Consider the following 16,559-nt stretch of genomic DNA (forward strand, 5'->3'; position numbering starts at 1 on the left):
TACCCCATACTGTCAGGCGTTCACGGCCGTTCGTCACCGGTGGTGCTCCGCCCGAGAAAAGCACTGTCCCCCACCCCAGCCGTGTCGATAGCATCTGAAGTCATGGAGTGGACGACGGTGCGCGATGCCGACCGATTGACGGAGATGTTCGGCCAGCCGAGCTTTCGAGCCGCGAACAAGGACCGCAGCACACTGCACCCGCTGGACGTGCAATGGCTCGCTGCCTCGCCTTTTTGCCTGATGGGTACCTCGGACGCGAGTGGACGGTGCGACGTCTCCCCCAAAGGTGACCCGCCCGGCAGCTTGGTCCACGTCATCGACGACGCCACGATCGCCCTTGCCGAACGTCCCGGCAATCGTCGGATGGACGGCTACCGGAACATTCTCGAGAACCCGTTCGTCGGACTGAACTTCTTCGTGCCGGGGCGCGGTGACACTCTGCGCATCGCCGGTCGCGCGTCACTGGTGACCGATGCACCGTTCTTCGACGAACTGCAGGTCAAGGGCCACCGGCCGATCATGTGCCTCGTCGTCGACATCGAGCAGGTGTTCCACCACTGCGCCAAGGCGTTCATGCGGTCCAAGTTGTGGCAGCCGGAAACATGGGATGCGGAGTCCATTCCCGATGTCGCGTCCTTGACGAAGGCGTTGATTCCGCAGGCCCCCGAGACCGTCGAGGAACTGCGCGAGTACTACGGGCCCTCGTACACCGAGCAGCTCTACCCGAAGCAGTAGGCGGGACCGGACCTACGAGACCGCGTCCGGTTCGACCACGGGTGCTGTCTCCGGCTCGGCTACATCCACCGCCACGCGTTCTCGGTTCAGTCGCTGCGAGATGACCGTGGTGATGCCGTCACCGCGCATGCTGACGCCGTACAACGCGTCGGCGACTTCCATGGTCGGCTTCTGGTGCGTGATGACGATCAGCTGCGACTTCTCACGGAGCTGCTCGAACAACCCGATCAGTCGGCGCAGGTTGGTGTCGTCGAGTGCAGCCTCGACCTCGTCCATGACGTAGAACGGTGACGGCCGGGCACGGAAGATGGCCACCAACATGGCGACTGCAGTGAGCGACTTCTCGCCGCCCGAGAGCAAGGACAATCGCTTGACCTTCTTGCCCGGTGGACGCGCCTCCACCTCGATTCCGGTGGTGAGCATGTCCGACGGGTCGGTCAGAATCAGCCGTCCTTCGCCGCCGGGAAAGAGTTTGGCGAACACGCCGGTGAATTCTCTTTCGACGTCCAGCCAGGCCTCGGTGAAGACCTGCAGGATGCGGTCGTCGACGTCGGCGACCACGCCGAGCAAGTCCTTGCGCGCGGACTTGACGTCCTCGAGTTGAGTGGACAAGAAGTTGTAGCGCTCTTCGAGGGCTGCGAACTCTTCGAGAGCCAACGGGTTCACCTTGCCGAGTGTGGCGAGATCACGTTCTGCGCGTTTGGCCCGCTGCTCCTGAGTGGCGCGATCGAACGGCATGGGCGCGGGGGCCACAACCTGCTCACCGCGTTCCTTGGCGGCCTCGTACTCCGCCATCTCGAGCTCGGTCGGGGGCAGCGTCGCATCGGGGCCGTACTCGGCCACCAGATCGTCGAGGCCGATGCCGTGTTGTTCGAGAATCGTCGTTTCGAGTTGCTCGATTCGCAGTGCCGCCTGCGCACGGGCGACCTCGTCCCGGTGGACGGCGTCGGTGATCGACGCAAGCTGGCCCTGAAGGGCCCGAACCTGTTCCTTGACCTTGTCGAGTTCGACTGTGCGCGTGGCGCGTTCGGCGGAGAGCTGATCGCGCCTTCGTGCCGCCGCAGCCACCACCGAGGCCAATCGAGCGGCGAGGTCCTCACCCGATTCGCCGACGGCAGCAGCCACTGCGGCAGCGTGCCGCCGGGCTGCGCCTTCGCGTTCGGCTCGTGCCCTGGCCTCGCGTTCGGTTCGCGCCGCTCGGCGCAGCGAATCGGCTCGGCCCCGCACCGACTGCGCGCGCTCCTCGGCGGTTCGTACGTTCAGCCGCGCCTCGACCTCCACCGCGCGCACTTCGGTCAGTGCCGCAGCCGCCATCTCGCGCTCCATGGTGGTCGCCGCGTCACCGCTCTCGCCGTCTCCGGCGAAACCATTCTGTTCGTCCTCTGCCGTCCGCAGACTGTCTTCGAGCTCGGCCAGGCGCTCGATCGCTTCTTCGCGGCTCGCTTCGGCGGAACTGCGCTGGGTCGCCAATCGCGCGGATTCTGCGTGTGCCGAACGTGCCAGCTGCCCCAAGCGACCCAACTGCTCGTACACAGCGGCCATCGCAGCATCGGATTCGTTCAGGGCTGCGAGCGCCTGCTCGGCGGATTCACGCCGGTCGCGCTGTTCCGCCAACGCGCCCGACAGCGCGGCGTCGAGCTCCTCGGCCCGGCGTACGGCCGCCGTCAGCTCCACCGTCGACGTATCGATCGCCGACTGTACTTCCAGGGTGCTGGGTCGACGGTCCGATCCGCCGGTGACCCAGCCCGGCTCGACGACGTCGCCGTCCGTGGTCACGGCACGCAGTTCACTCGAATCCGAGACGAGCCGGTGCGCCGCGTCCAGCGAGTCGACAACCACCACACCGTCGAGCAATGCCGCCATCGCTCCGGCCAACCGATCCGGATACTCGATCAGGTCGAGTGCCCACCGAGCACCGTTCGCTAGCGCAGGCCGTTGAATCGGTTGTGCAGCAACAGCATTACCGTGCACGATGGACGCGCGACCGCCGTCGGCAGCGCGTAGGGCCAGCACGGCAGCGCGCGCAGCGTCGAACGATTCGGCGTGCGCAGCATCGGCCGCCGGACCCATGGCGACGGCGACCGCGATCTCGTACCCCGGCTCGACCGTGAGATGGCCGGCGAGCAGACCGGACAGACCGTCCTGCTGGTTCTCCACAAGCCACCCGGCACCGTCCTTGCGTTCGAGGCCCATGGTGAGCGCCTCGATCCTGGCCTCGAACGATGCCACCCTCTTACCAGCGATGCGCTCTTCGGCCTGCAATTCCGATACCCGGGCGTCGGCATGGCGTAATGCGGCGACCGCTCGTTCGTAATGGGTGTCGAGGCTGAGCTCACTGGCGTCGAGGGTGCCGATCTGATCCTGGACGCTCTCGAACTCACGTTGAGCCGACTCGCCGCGTTCTCTGGCCTCGTCGATGGCCACCGAGAGTCGCGCTACTTCGGCGTCGATGGACTCGACCTTGGTTCTGAAGGTGTCGACTCGACCGGACAGGCGCGCGAATCCTTCGCGGCGGTCGGCAACCGCGCGAACAGCGGCGAGGTGAGCACGCTCGGCGGCTGCAGCAGCGGATTCGCGCTCGGCGAGCTGCTCGCGGGCCGCTTCGAGGGTTTCGCGCGCCATCTCGACAGCCTCGACGAGTTCCATTTCTTCCTCGGCGACGCGCTCGGCCTGTGCTTCGAGCTCGTCCGGATCCTGCCCGCGACCGGTGCTCTGGACGGCGTCCAGATGCCGAGCACGTTCGTGCGCGATGCGTACCGTCGCATTCACGCGTTCGGCCAGCGCGGACAGGCGAAACCACGTCTGCCCGGCCGCTTCGGCGCTCGGTGTCAGCCGTGCCACCGCCTGCTCGTGTTCTGCGAGCGCTACGGTTCCGGCTTCGAGGGCATCCTGCACCATCGCGTACTGCTCGCGAGCCGCTTCCTCGTCCTGGGTCTGGTTCGCGAATTCTTCACGTCTGGCCACCAGGTCGTCGGCCACCAACCGCAGCCGAGCGTCACGCAGATCTGCCTGCACGGTCTGCGCGCGACGCGCAACCTCGGCCTGCCTGCCCAGTGGCTTGAGTTGACGGCGCAATTCGGTTGTGAGGTCCGTCAACCGCGCGAGATTGGCCTGCATCGCGTCGAGCTTGCGAACCGCTTTTTCCTTGCGCTTGCGGTGCTTGAGCACCCCGGCGGCTTCCTCGATGAAGGCCCGACGGTCCTCGGGACGCGATTCCAGGATCGCCGCCAGTCGACCCTGACCGACGATCACGTGCATCTCGCGGCCGATACCGGAGTCGCTGAGCAACTCCTGGACGTCCATCAACCGGCACGAGCTGCCGTTGATCTCGTATTCACCGGCACCGTCCCGGAACATGCGTCGGGTGATCGAGACCTCGGAGTAGTCGATCGGCAGCGCACCGTCCGAGTTGTCGATCGTCAGAGTCACCTCGGCGCGGCCGAGGGGTGCGCGGCCGGACGTACCCGCGAAGATGACGTCCTCCATCTTCCCGCCGCGCAACGCCTTGGCACCTTGTTCACCCATCACCCAGGTCAGGGCATCCACGACGTTGGATTTACCGGAGCCGTTGGGGCCGACCACACAGGTGATTCCAGGCTCGAAACGAAGAGTCGTCGCCGAAGCAAAGGACTTGAAGCCCTTGAGCGTCAGACTCTTGAGATACATAGCGTCCGTACTTTACCGGTACGACGTAGCGATGTGCGCCGAGCCGTCCGCGGGCGGCGGCGGGTCACCGTTCCACGAAGCCTGTGAGGCCGCCGCGGGCGCTCTCCCAACTCTCGACGACCAGGGTGACCGTGCCCGGGGTGCCGCCGCCTCGAAGCAATTCCAGGAGTGCGTCGAGGCGCTGGCGCGGACCCTCGGCTATCACCAGAACACGTCCGTCCGCGTGGTTGGTCGCATGCCCGACCAATCCCAGCTCCAGCGCACGCGAGCGAGTCCACCAACGAAACCCGACCCCCTGAACCAGGCCGTGCACCCATGCCGTCAGCCGTTCGTCCGTCATACCGGACTCATCTTTCGGACCGTTCCGTCGAAACTCGTGGCGTACAACGCCTCCGAATCGAATCCGACTCCGCCGAAAGCAACCGACGAGGTCAACGGCACTCCGGTCGCGATTACACAGGACGATCCGGTCTCGGGATCGACACGGACGACCCTGCCCGCGAGATTCTGTGCGAGATAGACCGTTCCGTCGTCGGCCACGGTCAGATCGTCCGACATCGTGAGCGGTCCGAATCCGTCGACGCGAATGCGCGTGGACGGACCGGCCGGGTCCTTCTCGTCGAGCACAGTCACCGTCGTTTCCGGATCGAACGTAGTGGCCACGTAGATGTTTCCGCCGCCGACACCGATGCCGTTGGCCGAACCCAGATCGGTACGCACCGTCGACACCGAACCGACCGTCTCATCGCCGCCGACTGCGATGCGAGTGAGCCCAGACGCGCCACCGAGATTCCGGGTGGTGAACAGATCGCCGGTGGCGGAGCGGGCCAGGCCGTTGGGCATGGTCAGGCCCGACGCGTACGTCGACCTGGCACCCGTGCCGAGATCGATCGTCTCGATCGTTCCCGTCCGCATGTCGAAAAGTCCTGGCGCAGCACTGTTTCCGGTTGTGAAGTACAGAGTGTCTCCGTCCCGTACCAATCCGCCGGGTGACTCGACGCCCGACACGAGAGTGCCCCGGTCCCCGTTCGGTGCGACGGTACGCAGAGCGCCCGGTCCGATCGGCGAGGTCTCGGAGACGATCATCGAGCCTCTGCCGTCGAATTCCAGATTCTCGAGCAGCCCGAATCCCGATGCCACCGTGCTCACCGACCACGGAGTGCAGGTGCTCGACGCCTCCGCGGTGGGAGACAGGGCAACCGACGCTGCGAGAACAAGGCCCGCCACGACGGCGGCTGCCCCCACCTTCATCAGGCGTCCACGTCGATGTCCAAGTTGATCGTCGTACCCGCCTTCAGGGTCCGCCCCACCGTGCAGACCTTGTCGATCGCCCGCTCGACGACGGTGAGCAGTCGCTGCTGCGCGTCGGGGTCCATCGCGCTGAGGTCGACGCGGAGGATCTCGTTCAATTCCGGGTACAGCTCGTTCTCACGATCTGCTGCACCGGACACTTCGACGGTGGCGGAGTAGTCGTCCCCCAGTCGACGCGAGAGCGGTACGTCCGAGCTCATACCGGTGCACGCTGCGAGTGCGATCTTGAGCAGCTCACCGGGTGTGAAGACGCCCTCGACCGACTCGGAACCGATGAGTACTTCGGCTCCTCGCGAGCTGCGACCGGTGTAGCGACGGGTGCCTGTGCGCTCGACCCAGAGGTTGGTCGGCGTGCTCTGTTCTGCCATGACCGAAATACTAGGCGGGCGGCTCAGGAGTGGAGCCTGCGGAATGACCTGTGCGCTGTCAGGTCCGGATGTGTCGGGGTCTCGGCTGGCAGGTGGGGCAGCTGAACGAGGAGCGATTCATGAACTTCTCACGCCTGATCGGTGCTCCGCATCGTGAACAGGGCAGACCTTCCTGTCCGTAGGCATCGAGCGACCTGTCGAAGTAGCCGGACTGTCCGTTGACGTTGACGTACAGCGCATCGAACGAGGTACCACCCTGCGCCAGGGCCTCCCCCATCACCGCGTGGACGGCAGTCAGCAGTCGACGAAGAGCAGGCCGGGTCAACGTTTCTGCGATGCGGTTGCCGTGAATCTTCGCCCGCCACAGAGCCTCGTCTGCGTAGATGTTGCCCACGCCGGACAGCACGGTCTGATCGAGGAGAGCCCGCTTGATCTCGGTGTGCTTGCCGCGCAGCACGTTCACCACGGATTCCGCGTCGAACAGCGGGTCGATCGGATCTCGCGCGATGTGCGCCACCGGTTCGGGTACCGGTGTGCCGTCCACCGTCACGATCGGGGAGAGAGCCCAGCCGCCGAATGTTCGCTGGTCGACGAACCGAAGATCGGTACCGTCGTCGAGTCGTGCCCGAATCCGCAGGTGCTTCTCGTCAGGCGCGGACGGCGGCTGCACCAGCATCTGCCCACTCATACCCAGGTGCACGACAGTGGCGAAGTCGCCGGGCTCCATCACCAGCCACAGATACTTCCCACGGCGCCGGGCCGACGAGACGCGCTGACCCCGCAGCTGACCGATCAGATCGAGGCCACCGAGATCGTGTCGACGCACGGCACGGGGGTGCAGTACCTCCACCGAGTCGATGGTCTTGCCTACCACGTGAGATTCCAGACCGAGCCTGACGACTTCGACCTCGGGCAGTTCGGGCATCAGGAAGGGTTGGTCGTGGGCGCGTCGACTACGGCAATCTCGTTGCCCGACAGCGTATTCCACGCCAAACTGGCGGCCTTCTGCTCGGCTTCCTTCTTCGATCGACCGACTCCGACACCACGGGGAAATCCACCGATCAACACGGTGGCAGTGAATTCTTTGTCGTGGTCGGGCCCGGTGGACGCAATCTCGTACGCGGGAACGCCGAGCGCGCGTTCTGCAGTCAATTCCTGCAGGCTCGTCTTCCAGTCCAGACCTGCACCGAGCTTGGGAGCGCGGTCCAACAGGCCGGCGAACAGGGTCAGAACGACGGTGCGAGCGACGTCGATGCCGTGTTGCAGGTGAATCGCACCCAGCATCGATTCCATACCGTCGGCAAGGATGCTCGGCTTGTCACGTCCGCCGGTCTGCTCCTCGCCCTTACCCAGCAGCAGATGCCGACCCAGACCGCCGTCACCGAGACCGCGCGCTACTTCCGCCAAGGCATGCATGTTCACCACGCTCGCCCGGATTTTGGCCAACTGGCCCTCGGACTTGGTGGGGTGCACCGCGTAGAGATGCTCTGTCACCGCCAGGCCGAGCACCGAATCGCCCAGGAACTCGAGGCGCTCGTTGGTAGGAAGACCGCCGTGCTCGTAGGCAAACGAACGATGGGTCAGAGCCAGGGTCAACAGTGGTTCCGACAGAGAAACACCGATAGCGGCGAGGAGCGACTCTCGGTCGTCCCCGCCGCTGACGGCAGTAGAACTATTTTTCTGTGAATCGTTGTTGCGACGATCCACTACTTCGTTGGTCACCGGAGCGGGAATCAGACCGCTGCGACGACCTGGCGGCCCTTGTAGGTACCGCACGAAGGGCACGCGATGTGGGGCAACGTCTTCTCGCCGCACCCACGGTTGGGGCACGTCACGAGGGTGGGCGCAGTGGTTTTCCACTGTGCACGACGCGACCTCGTGTTGGAACGCGACATTTTGCGCTTCGGGACAGCCACTTACTTCTCCTCGGCTTCGTTGTTCACAAGTTCTGTGCTCGGTTCTGGATCCACGCCAAATTTGGCTGCAAGTCCAGCCCAGCGAGGATCAATTGTATCGTGACTGTGGCCGGATTCAGCAATCGCCAGGCGAACGCCGCATTCTGGGCACAATCCCTCGCACTCGTCACTGCAGACGGGGTGGAGTGGAAGCTCCAGACCGACCGCGTCGACGATGACGGGTTCGAGGTCTATCAGGTCGTCGACGATGCGGTGGATCTCGTCCGCATCCGTGGTCTCCTCGGTGATGCTGTTCGGGTATGCGAACAGTTCGGTCAAGTAGACGTCGACGTTGCCGCTGACCGGATCGAGGCACCGCGTGCACTCGCCGGCAGTGGCAGCTCGTACGGAACCGGTGACGAGAACGCCCTCCGATACCGCCTGCAACTGCAGATCGAGCGAGACCGGGACTCCGGCTTCGATGGCAATCGCATCGAGGCCGATTCGGGAAGGAGCCGGAACCGTCCGCTCGACGGTCTTCGTCGACCCAGGTCGACGACCGAGGTTGAGGATGTCCAGAACGAATCCGGCGTCCAGTTCAGGACGGGTCGTTCTCTTGGGCGGGGGCACGGCTGTTCTTCCTTACTGTCGGTTTGCCTACTGTCGGTAAGCAACCCCACAACGATACGCATGCGTGCATACGAGGGCAAATCACCACCCTCAGTGTCGGCTGCGACGGCCTTCCTGGCTGCCGTACGCGGGTTCGCCGTACGGCTCGCTGCCGTACTCCGGGACACCGGAACCGGTTCGAAGTTGCTGACGTCCGCGACCGACGGAGCGAATGGTGCCGCTGAGGAACTCCTCGAACTCCGCGAGTTTGGTGTCGACGTACACGTCGCACTCACTGCGCATTCGATCGGATTCGGCATGGGCACTGTCGATCACGCGCGCCGACTCGGCGTGCGCGGCCTGCACCACCTCGGTCTGGGACACCAATCGGTTCTGTTCGGCGGTGCCGTCGGCCACCGATCGCTCGTAGGACAACGTGCCGGACTCGATCATTCGGTCGGCCTCGGTACGGGCCCGAACGGTCAACTCCTCGTACTCGCGCTGGCCCTCGAGCACCGTCCGCTCTGCTTCTGCCTCGGCATCGGCCACGAGCTGCTCGGCATGCGCCGACGCCTCGGACACCATGCGGTCCGCCTGCGCCTTGGCATCGGCGAGAATGCGATCGGCAGAATCCCGAGCGTTCTCGACGGTGTCCTGCGCTTCGGCGTTGGCGGTTCCGACCGTCTTCTCCGCTGTGGCCCGGGCATCGCCCACGAGCTTGTCGCGATGGTCCAAAACGTCCTGCGCGTCGTCGAGCTCGCCGGGTATGGCGTCACGAACATCGTCGAGCAGTTCCAGGACATCGCCGCGCGGGACGACGCATCCAGCGGTCATCGGAACGCCGCGCGCCTCCTCGACAATGGCGACGAGCTCGTCGAGCGCCTCGAATACGCGGTACACCGGTTACCCCAATCGTCGAATCTGCCACTGCACGTGCCGACCGCCGAGCGGTCGAGCTACACAGTGCTGCACTTATTCAGTCTGCCTGCCCAGGCGCGCGTCGGCGCTATACCCTCCCGGTGTGTCGCTCCGCGAACTAGTCGGCGGCGCGCTCGGCGATACGAGCGGTCAGTCGCTCCTGCACGAACGGCGGCAGCATCCCGGTGACGTCTCCCCCGAAGGTCGCGACTTCCTTGATCAGCGAACTGGACAGAAAGCTGTGCGCTGGATTCGCCGGGAGGAACAGCGTGTCCACCCCGGTGAGGGTTCGATTCATCTGCGCCATCTGCAACTCGTAGTCGAAATCGACCGAGCTGCGCAGACCTTTGACGATCGCCGAAAAGCCTTCTTGCCGAGCATAATCGACCAACAGGCCGTACCAGGAACCGACTCTGACGTTGGGCAGATGCTCCGTGGCCACCTCGAGCATCTCGATTCGCTCGTCGATGCTGAACATGCCCTTCTTGCTCTTGTTCACCATCACCGTGACCACCACCTCGTCGAACGCGGCGGCGGCTCGCTCGAAGATATCGAGATGACCATTGGTCACCGGGTCGAAGGATCCAGGACACAGTGCGCCAGTCATGCCCGCGAACTTATCAGCCGATCCCGGGATCGGTCGTCACGATCGTGCCGCGATCTCGATTCTACTCTCCCCGTACTTCTTCGACTTCTCCGCTACCAGACCGTCCGGCCACTCCGTCTCCGGCGAACGCGACGATCGCTCGAGAACGACCACCGCATCCGGTGCAAGCCATCCCCCGGTGACGAGCCTGTTCAGCAGATCCGTCACCGCACTGTCGGTGACGGCGTACGGCGGGTCGGCCAGCACCAGGTCGTATTCCGCATCCGGTACCCCAGCCAGTACCGAGGCCACCGGGGCGCACTTGACCGACGCGCCGATCAGTCCGACCGACTCTATGTTCTGGCGCACAACCGCCGCCGCTCGTGAGTCGGACTCGACCAGTACCGCCGACGATGCGCCGCGCGAGAGCGCTTCGAGCCCGAGCGCACCCGACCCAGCGAACAGATCGAGAACCGCGGCACCGTCGAAGTCCATCCGGCTCTCGAGCGAGCTGAACAGAGCCTCCCGCACCCGCTCGGATGTCGGGCGGGTGCCCTGGCCCGGAACCGAGAGCCGCCGGCCCCCTGCGACCCCCGCCACGATCCGCGTCATTCGCTCCCGGCCTCTTCGCCCGTCGACCCCCCACCGACGACGACGAGCAGATCGCCGCCCTCGACCTGTTGAACACCCGAGATCGCCAGCCGGGTCACCGTGCCGCCGCGAGGCGCGGTGATCGCCGCCTCCATCTTCATCGCTTCGATGGTGGCGACCGTGTCGCCGGCCGAAATCTTCTGTCCCTCTTCGACGGACAGGGTCACGACACCGGCGAACGGTGCCGGGATGTGGCCGGAGTTCGATCGGTCCGCTTTCTCGACCGTCGGCACCTCGCTCGAGATGGATCGATCGCGCACCGACACCGGACGCAGCTGACCGTTCAGAATGCACATGACGGTGCGCATGCCACGCTCGTCGGGGTCGGAGATCGCTTCGAGCCCGATGAGCAGCTCGACTCCCTTCTCCAGGGTGACGCGATGCTCTTCACCTTGACGCAGCCCGTAGAAGAACTGGTTGGCCGACAGCCGAGTCGTATCGCCGTACTTCTCGCGGTGTGCCTCGAGTTCCGCCGTCGGGCCGGGGAAGAGCAGGCGATTGAGAGTCGTACGGCGTTGCGCCGACGTGCCGTCGAGATTCTTCTCGTCCTCGTCGGTCAGCGGCGTGACCGGCTTGCCCGCACCTCGGCCTTCGAGAGCCTTGGTGCGCAGCGGCTCGGGCCAGCCACCTGCAGGAGTTCCCAGATCGCCACGGAGGAATCCGATCACCGAATCGGGGATGTCGTATCGACTCGGGTCTTCGGCGAACTCTTCGGCCGATGCTCCCGCACCGACCAGAGCCAGGGCCAGATCACCGACGACCTTGGAACTCGGCGTCACCTTGGTCAGGCGACCCAACATACGGTCTGCTGCGGCGTAATTGGCCTCGACCGTCTCGAACCGATCACCGAGTCCGAGCGAGATGGCCTGCTGCCGCAAGTTGGAGAGTTGACCGCCGGGAATCTCGTGCGTGTAGACACGGCCGGTCGGTGCCGGCAGTCCGGACTCGAAGGGCGCGTAAACCTTTCGCACGGCCTCCCAGTAGGGCTCGAGATCGCAGACGGCCTGCAGATCCAACCCGGTGTCCCGGTCGGTGTGGGCCGCTGCCGCAACGATGGCCGAGAGCGCCGGCTGGCTGGTGGTTCCGGCCATCGCCGCGCTGGCACCGTCGACGGCGTCGGCACCGGCCTCCCACGCTGCCAAGTACGTGGCCAACTGACCACCGGGTGTGTCGTGCGTGTGCACATGTACGGGCAGATCGAAATTCGACCGTAGCGCCGTCACCAACGTCTTGGCCGCCGGTGCGCGAAGCAGCCCGGCCATGTCCTTGATCGCGAGTACATGCGCTCCTGCATCGACGATCTGCTCGGCCAACTTCAGGTAGTAGTCGAGGGTGTACAGGTCTTCGTTCGGGTTGGACAGGTCCCCGGTGTAGCTCAGCGCCACTTCGGCCAGCGCAGTTCCGGTTTCGCGCACCGCATCGATTGCAGGGCGCATCTGATCGACATTGTTGAGCGCGTCGAAGATGCGGAAGATGTCGATTCCGGTGTCGGTGGCCTCGGCGACGAAACTGCGGGTCACCTTCTCCGGGTACGGGGTGTAGCCGACGGTGTTCCTACCGCGCAGCAGCATCTGAATTGCGATGTTGGGGACAGCTTCTCGCAGACTTGCAAGTCGTTCCCACGGATCCTCGTGCAGGAAGCGCAGCGCCACATCGTACGTAGCACCGCCCCACGCCTCGATGGAGAGCAACTGCGGCGTCGTACGTGCCACGTACGGGGCCACACCCAGCAATCCACTCGTGCGCACACGCGTGGCCAACAAGGACTGGTGCGCGTCACGGAAGGTGGTGTCGGTGACGCCGAGTGCCTTCTGGTTGCGCAGATCTCGGGCAAAGCCTTCGGGCCCGAGGGCGAGCAATCGCTGACGCGAACCGTCGGGAATCGGCGCGGAGAAGTCGACCGCAGGAAGTTTGTCGTGTGGGTACACCGGGGACGGACGCTCACCGTGCGGCTTGTTGACCGTCACATCGGCAAGGTAGGTGAGAATCTTGGTGCCACGGTCACCCGAGGAGCGCGACGTCAGTAGTTCCGGTCGCTCCTCGATGAACGAGGTGGTGACCCGGCCCGCGGTGAAGTCGGGGTCGACCAGAACCGCTTGCAGGAACGGGATGTTCGTCGCGACGCCGCGAATCCTGAACTCCGCCACCGCACGTCGGGCCCGCGCCACAGCGGTGTCGAAGTCACGGCCACGGCAGGTGAGCTTGACGAGCATGGAATCGAAGTAGGCGCCGACCTCTGCGCCCAGCGTCGTACCACCGTCGAGCCGAACCCCGGCACCGCCGGGAGTGCGGTAGGCGGTGATGCGGCCGACGTCGGGCCGAAAGCCGTTCGCTGGATCCTCGGTGGTGATACGGCACTGCAACGCGGCACCGCGCAACACGATGTTCTCCTGCTGCAGACCGAGGTCCGCAAGCGTCTCCCCCGAGGCGATCCGCAACTGGGACTGCACCAGGTCCACATCCGTCACCTCTTCGGTGACGGTGTGCTCCACCTGAATTCGCGGATTCATCTCGATGAAGACGTGATTGCCGCGGGTGTCGAGGAGGAACTCCACGGTACCGGCGCACGAGTAGTTGATCTGCTTGGCGAACGCAACGGCGTCGGCGCAGATTCTCTCCCGCAGCTCCGAGGGCAGGTTCGGTGCCGGTGCCAATTCGATGACCTTCTGGTGCCGACGCTGCACGCTGCAGTCCCGCTCGAACAGGTGCACCACATTGCCCTGGCCGTCGGCGAGTATCTGGACTTCGATATGCCGGGGATCGATCACGGCCTGCTCGAGGAATACCGTCGCGTCTCCGAACGCCGACTCCGCCTCGCGCGCAGCAGCTTCGATGGACTCACGCAACTGCGCCGGTTCGGCAACTCGTCGCATCCCTCGGCCACCGCCGCCCGCCACCGCCTTGACGAAAAGGGGAAAGGTCATGGTCTCCGACGCTGCGACGAGCTCGTCGATGTCGGACGAGGGTTCCGACGACGCCAGAACCGGAAGCCCTGCGGCTTTCGCTGCCGCGATAGCGCGTGCCTTGTTGCCGGTCAGCTCCAGTACATCGGCGGACGGGCCGACGAAGGTGATGCCGGCCTCGGCACACGCAGCGGCCAGATCCGGGTTCTCGGAGAGGAATCCGTACCCGGGATACACCGCGTCGGCCCCGCTCCTCTTGGCGGCGGCGACGATTTCGTCGACCGAGAGGTACGCCCGTACCGGATGGCCCTTCTCCCCGATCTGATATGCCTCGTCGGCTTTCGTCCGGTGCACCGAGTTTCGGTCCTCGAACGGGAACACCGCAACGGTGGAGGCACCGAGTTCGTAGGAAGCACGGAAGGCACGGATGGCGATCTCGCCGCGGTTGGCAACCAAAACTTTGGAGAACATTGGCTCAACTTACCCGGCAGCATGGGCCTCCGAGGCGTACTGATCTCACCATTCGGGACGAATTGTTCGATTCTCTCGACTGAAACGGTGCAGTGAAGGCCTACTGGCTCCCCTGGTCGTTCCTGCAGGCTCCACTCCCGCTTCCCTGATCGTTCCTGCAGGCTCCACTCCTGTCCGGTCAGGACTTCTGCAGGTAGTCGACCCGGTCCGATCGCCAGGCCGACCGCATCATCGACGCGATGCCAGGATCGTTCGCCAACGACGGGTCCCGTGCGAACAGTGTCCTCGCGCAGTCCTGTGCGTCGGCGATGATGTCCTCGTCGTCGATGAACGACAGCAGCCGAAGGCCGCTGACCGTGCCGGACTGTGCGGCCCCGAGTACGTCACCTTCTCGCCGGGTGGCGAGGTCCAGTTTTGCCAGCTCGAAGCCGTCGTTGGTCGCGGCCACCGCCTCGAGCCGGGCGAACGAACCGCCCATGGGACTGAGGTAGCTGATCATGATGCACAGACCCTGGTGTCCACCTCGACCGATTCGACCGCGCAACTGGTGGAGTTGACTGACCCCGAATCGGTCGGCGTCCATGATCACCATCACCGTCGCATTGGGAACGTCGACGCCCACTTCGACCACCGTCGTACACACGAGGACATCGATCTCGCCCGTATTGAACTCGGACATGGTGATGTCCTTGTCGTCACCCGACAGTCGCCCGTGCAACAACCCCACCCGGAGATCGTGCATCGGACCGGCAACGAGGGTGTCGTACATGTCCACCGCGGCCGTGGTCTCCGGTCCGTCGTCGGACTTCGAGGCGGTCTTCTTCTTGCCCGTCTCGGCGTCGTCGCCGTCGCCGATCCGCGAGCAGACCACGTAGGCCTGACGTCCGGCAGCAACTTCCTCACGGATGCGCTGCCACGCTCGATCCACCCACGTCGGCTTGGCTCTGGCAGGCACGACATTGCTGATGATCGGTGACCGGCCGCGAGGAAGTTCTGTCAGTACCGACGTTTCGAGATCGCCGAGCGTCGACATCGCGATGGTGCGCGGGATCGGTGTCGCTGTCATCACGAGCAAGTGGGGACTGGTGTTGCCGCGGGCCTTGGCCCGCAACGCATCTCGCTGCTCGACACCGAATCGATGTTGTTCGTCCACGACGACCATCGCGAGATCGAGAAACTCCACCCGGTCCTCGATCAGGGCGTGGGTACCGATCACGATCCCGGCGTCTCCGGTCACGGCATCGAGCAGTGCGGACCGCTTGGCCGCAGTGGACATCGAACCGGTCAGCAGAGCGACCTTGGTCGCGAGTTCGTGCGATCCGAGCTCGCCACCGGCGGCGAGACTGCCGAGCATCGACCTGATCGATCGCGCATGTTGGGAGGCGAGCACCTCGGTGGGTGCCAGCAGCGCACACTGATGACCGGCATCGATCACCTGCAACATCGCCCGGAGCGCGACGATGGTCTTGCCCGAGCCGACCTCGCCCTGCAACAGCCTCGACATCGGATGTGGCGCAGACAGATCGTTGGCGATCTCGGCCGCGACGTCGTGCTGACCGGCGGTCAATTCGAACGGCAGCCGCCGATCGAACTCGACGGCGATGCCGTCGGTGATCGGCGGGCATCGCGCGGCCACCCGAGTCGATGCATCGCGGCGACGGTCCGCGAGGACGAGCTGCACGGCCAGAGCCTCGTCGAATTTGAGCCGCTCACGGGCGGAGTCCTTGTCCTGCGCGGTGTCGGGGAAGTGGACCGACCGCAGCGCGGTATCGATGTCGACGAGTCCACGTTCTCGGCGCACCGATTCCGGCAGCGGATCGGTCACATCGTCGAGTTGGTCGAGGACCTGCCGCACGCAACGCATGAATGTCCAACTCTCGACGTCCTTGGTGGCCGCGTAGATGGGAACGAACGCCCGATCGAAGACCGACATGTCGACGGATCCCGAGGCATCGACCGCACCACGGGCCAGACCGGCCAGAGTTCCGCCGCCGACGATGCGACCCGCGGGCACGACGGCTCCGTCGTTGTCGTCTCCACCCAGGATCACGTAGCTGGGGTGGGTGAGATTCCACCGCTTGCCGAAGTACTTCACCTTGCCGGAGAACATTCCCCGCCGACCTGGCACGACTACGTGCTTGAGCTTGTGCGGACTGAAGAAGGTGGCCTCGATCCGCTGTCCGTCGGCGGCGAGGGTCACTGCGAGGAACTGGCCGTTGCGATTCTTCATCGAACGCAGCGTCGCGGACTCGACCGTGGCGACGATGGTGATGTGCTCGCCCTCGGGGGGCTCTGTTTCGCCGAGCTCCGAACCCTGCGTCATGTAGCGATGCGGATAGTGCCGCAGCAGATCCTCGACGGTACGAATACCGAAGGTGTCTGCGAGCGGGGTTGCCGCCGCGACTCCGAGAACGTGATCGAGCCGGTCCACCAGCGTTGCCATAAC

Annotated in this window: 14 protein-coding genes; 1 reads left to right on the forward strand and 13 read right to left on the reverse strand. The window is 65.0% G+C overall.

The features are described from left to right. Positions 1–102 precede the first annotated feature (102 nt). Entirely contained in the window at positions 103–735 is a 633-nt protein-coding gene (locus CH286_RS23970) for an MSMEG_1061 family FMN-dependent PPOX-type flavoprotein (protein WP_032403179.1), read from the forward strand. Positions 736–747: 12 nt separating this feature from the next. Here CH286_RS23970 and smc read toward each other — a convergent pair whose 3' ends face one another. The 13 genes from smc to recG all read right to left on the reverse strand — a co-directional run bounded on the left by smc (position 748) and on the right by recG (position 16,556). After that, positions 748–4,401: a chromosome segregation protein SMC gene (smc, locus tag CH286_RS23975; RefSeq protein WP_037151378.1), complete on the reverse strand. Its 3,654-nt coding sequence runs from the start codon at positions 4,399–4,401 to the stop codon at positions 748–750. A 64-nt stretch (positions 4,402–4,465) separates the two neighbouring features. Next, positions 4,466–4,741: an acylphosphatase gene (locus CH286_RS23980; RefSeq protein ID WP_032377032.1), complete on the reverse strand. Its 276-nt coding sequence runs from the start codon at positions 4,739–4,741 to the stop codon at positions 4,466–4,468. Then, entirely contained in the window at positions 4,738–5,652 is a 915-nt protein-coding gene (locus CH286_RS23985) for an SMP-30/gluconolactonase/LRE family protein (protein WP_255182755.1), read from the reverse strand. The genes CH286_RS23980 and CH286_RS23985 overlap by 4 nt, the downstream gene beginning before the upstream one ends. After that, positions 5,652–6,080, reverse strand: coding sequence for an OsmC family protein (locus CH286_RS23990; protein WP_032377030.1), 429 nt, complete (start codon positions 6,078–6,080; stop codon positions 5,652–5,654). The genes CH286_RS23985 and CH286_RS23990 overlap by 1 nt, the downstream gene beginning before the upstream one ends. A gap of 58 nt (positions 6,081–6,138) precedes the next feature. Continuing rightward, positions 6,139–7,005: a bifunctional DNA-formamidopyrimidine glycosylase/DNA-(apurinic or apyrimidinic site) lyase gene (gene mutM, locus CH286_RS23995; protein ID WP_032403175.1), complete on the reverse strand. Its 867-nt coding sequence runs from the start codon at positions 7,003–7,005 to the stop codon at positions 6,139–6,141. Beyond that, positions 7,005–7,787 (reverse strand): ribonuclease III, encoded by a 783-nt coding sequence (gene rnc / locus CH286_RS24000; protein ID WP_037155595.1) that lies wholly within the window; start codon positions 7,785–7,787, stop codon positions 7,005–7,007. The genes mutM and rnc overlap by 1 nt, the downstream gene beginning before the upstream one ends. A gap of 26 nt (positions 7,788–7,813) precedes the next feature. Further along, positions 7,814–7,996 carry a 50S ribosomal protein L32 gene (gene rpmF / locus CH286_RS24005; RefSeq protein WP_032397784.1) on the reverse strand — a complete coding sequence of 61 codons (183 nt, stop codon included), beginning with the start codon at positions 7,994–7,996 and terminating at the stop codon, positions 7,814–7,816. Next, positions 7,997–8,605 carry a YceD family protein gene (locus CH286_RS24010; protein ID WP_032403173.1) on the reverse strand — a complete coding sequence of 203 codons (609 nt, stop codon included), beginning with the start codon at positions 8,603–8,605 and terminating at the stop codon, positions 7,997–7,999. It lies immediately after the preceding gene. Between the two features lie 90 nt (positions 8,606–8,695). Beyond that, entirely contained in the window at positions 8,696–9,484 is a 789-nt protein-coding gene (locus CH286_RS24015; protein WP_032377026.1) for a DivIVA domain-containing protein, read from the reverse strand. Positions 9,485–9,620: 136 nt separating this feature from the next. After that, positions 9,621–10,109 (reverse strand): pantetheine-phosphate adenylyltransferase, encoded by a 489-nt coding sequence (coaD, locus tag CH286_RS24020; protein WP_032377025.1) that lies wholly within the window; start codon positions 10,107–10,109, stop codon positions 9,621–9,623. Between the two features lie 36 nt (positions 10,110–10,145). Next, on the reverse strand, positions 10,146–10,700 hold the full coding sequence (gene rsmD / locus CH286_RS24025; RefSeq protein ID WP_032377024.1) for a 16S rRNA (guanine(966)-N(2))-methyltransferase RsmD: 555 nt from the start codon (positions 10,698–10,700) through the stop codon (positions 10,146–10,148). Beyond that, positions 10,697–14,113 carry a pyruvate carboxylase gene (locus CH286_RS24030; RefSeq protein WP_094610558.1) on the reverse strand — a complete coding sequence of 1,139 codons (3,417 nt, stop codon included), beginning with the start codon at positions 14,111–14,113 and terminating at the stop codon, positions 10,697–10,699. The genes rsmD and CH286_RS24030 overlap by 4 nt, the downstream gene beginning before the upstream one ends. Before the next feature lie 178 nt (positions 14,114–14,291). Next, positions 14,292–16,556: an ATP-dependent DNA helicase RecG gene (recG, locus tag CH286_RS24035; RefSeq protein ID WP_094610559.1), complete on the reverse strand. Its 2,265-nt coding sequence runs from the start codon at positions 16,554–16,556 to the stop codon at positions 14,292–14,294. Between the last annotated feature and the right edge of the window lie 3 nt (positions 16,557–16,559).

Origin of the sequence: Rhodococcus sp. WWJCD1, from assembly GCF_002258735.1 — a bacterium.
Taxonomy (GTDB): Bacteria; Actinomycetota; Actinomycetes; order Mycobacteriales; family Mycobacteriaceae; genus Rhodococcoides.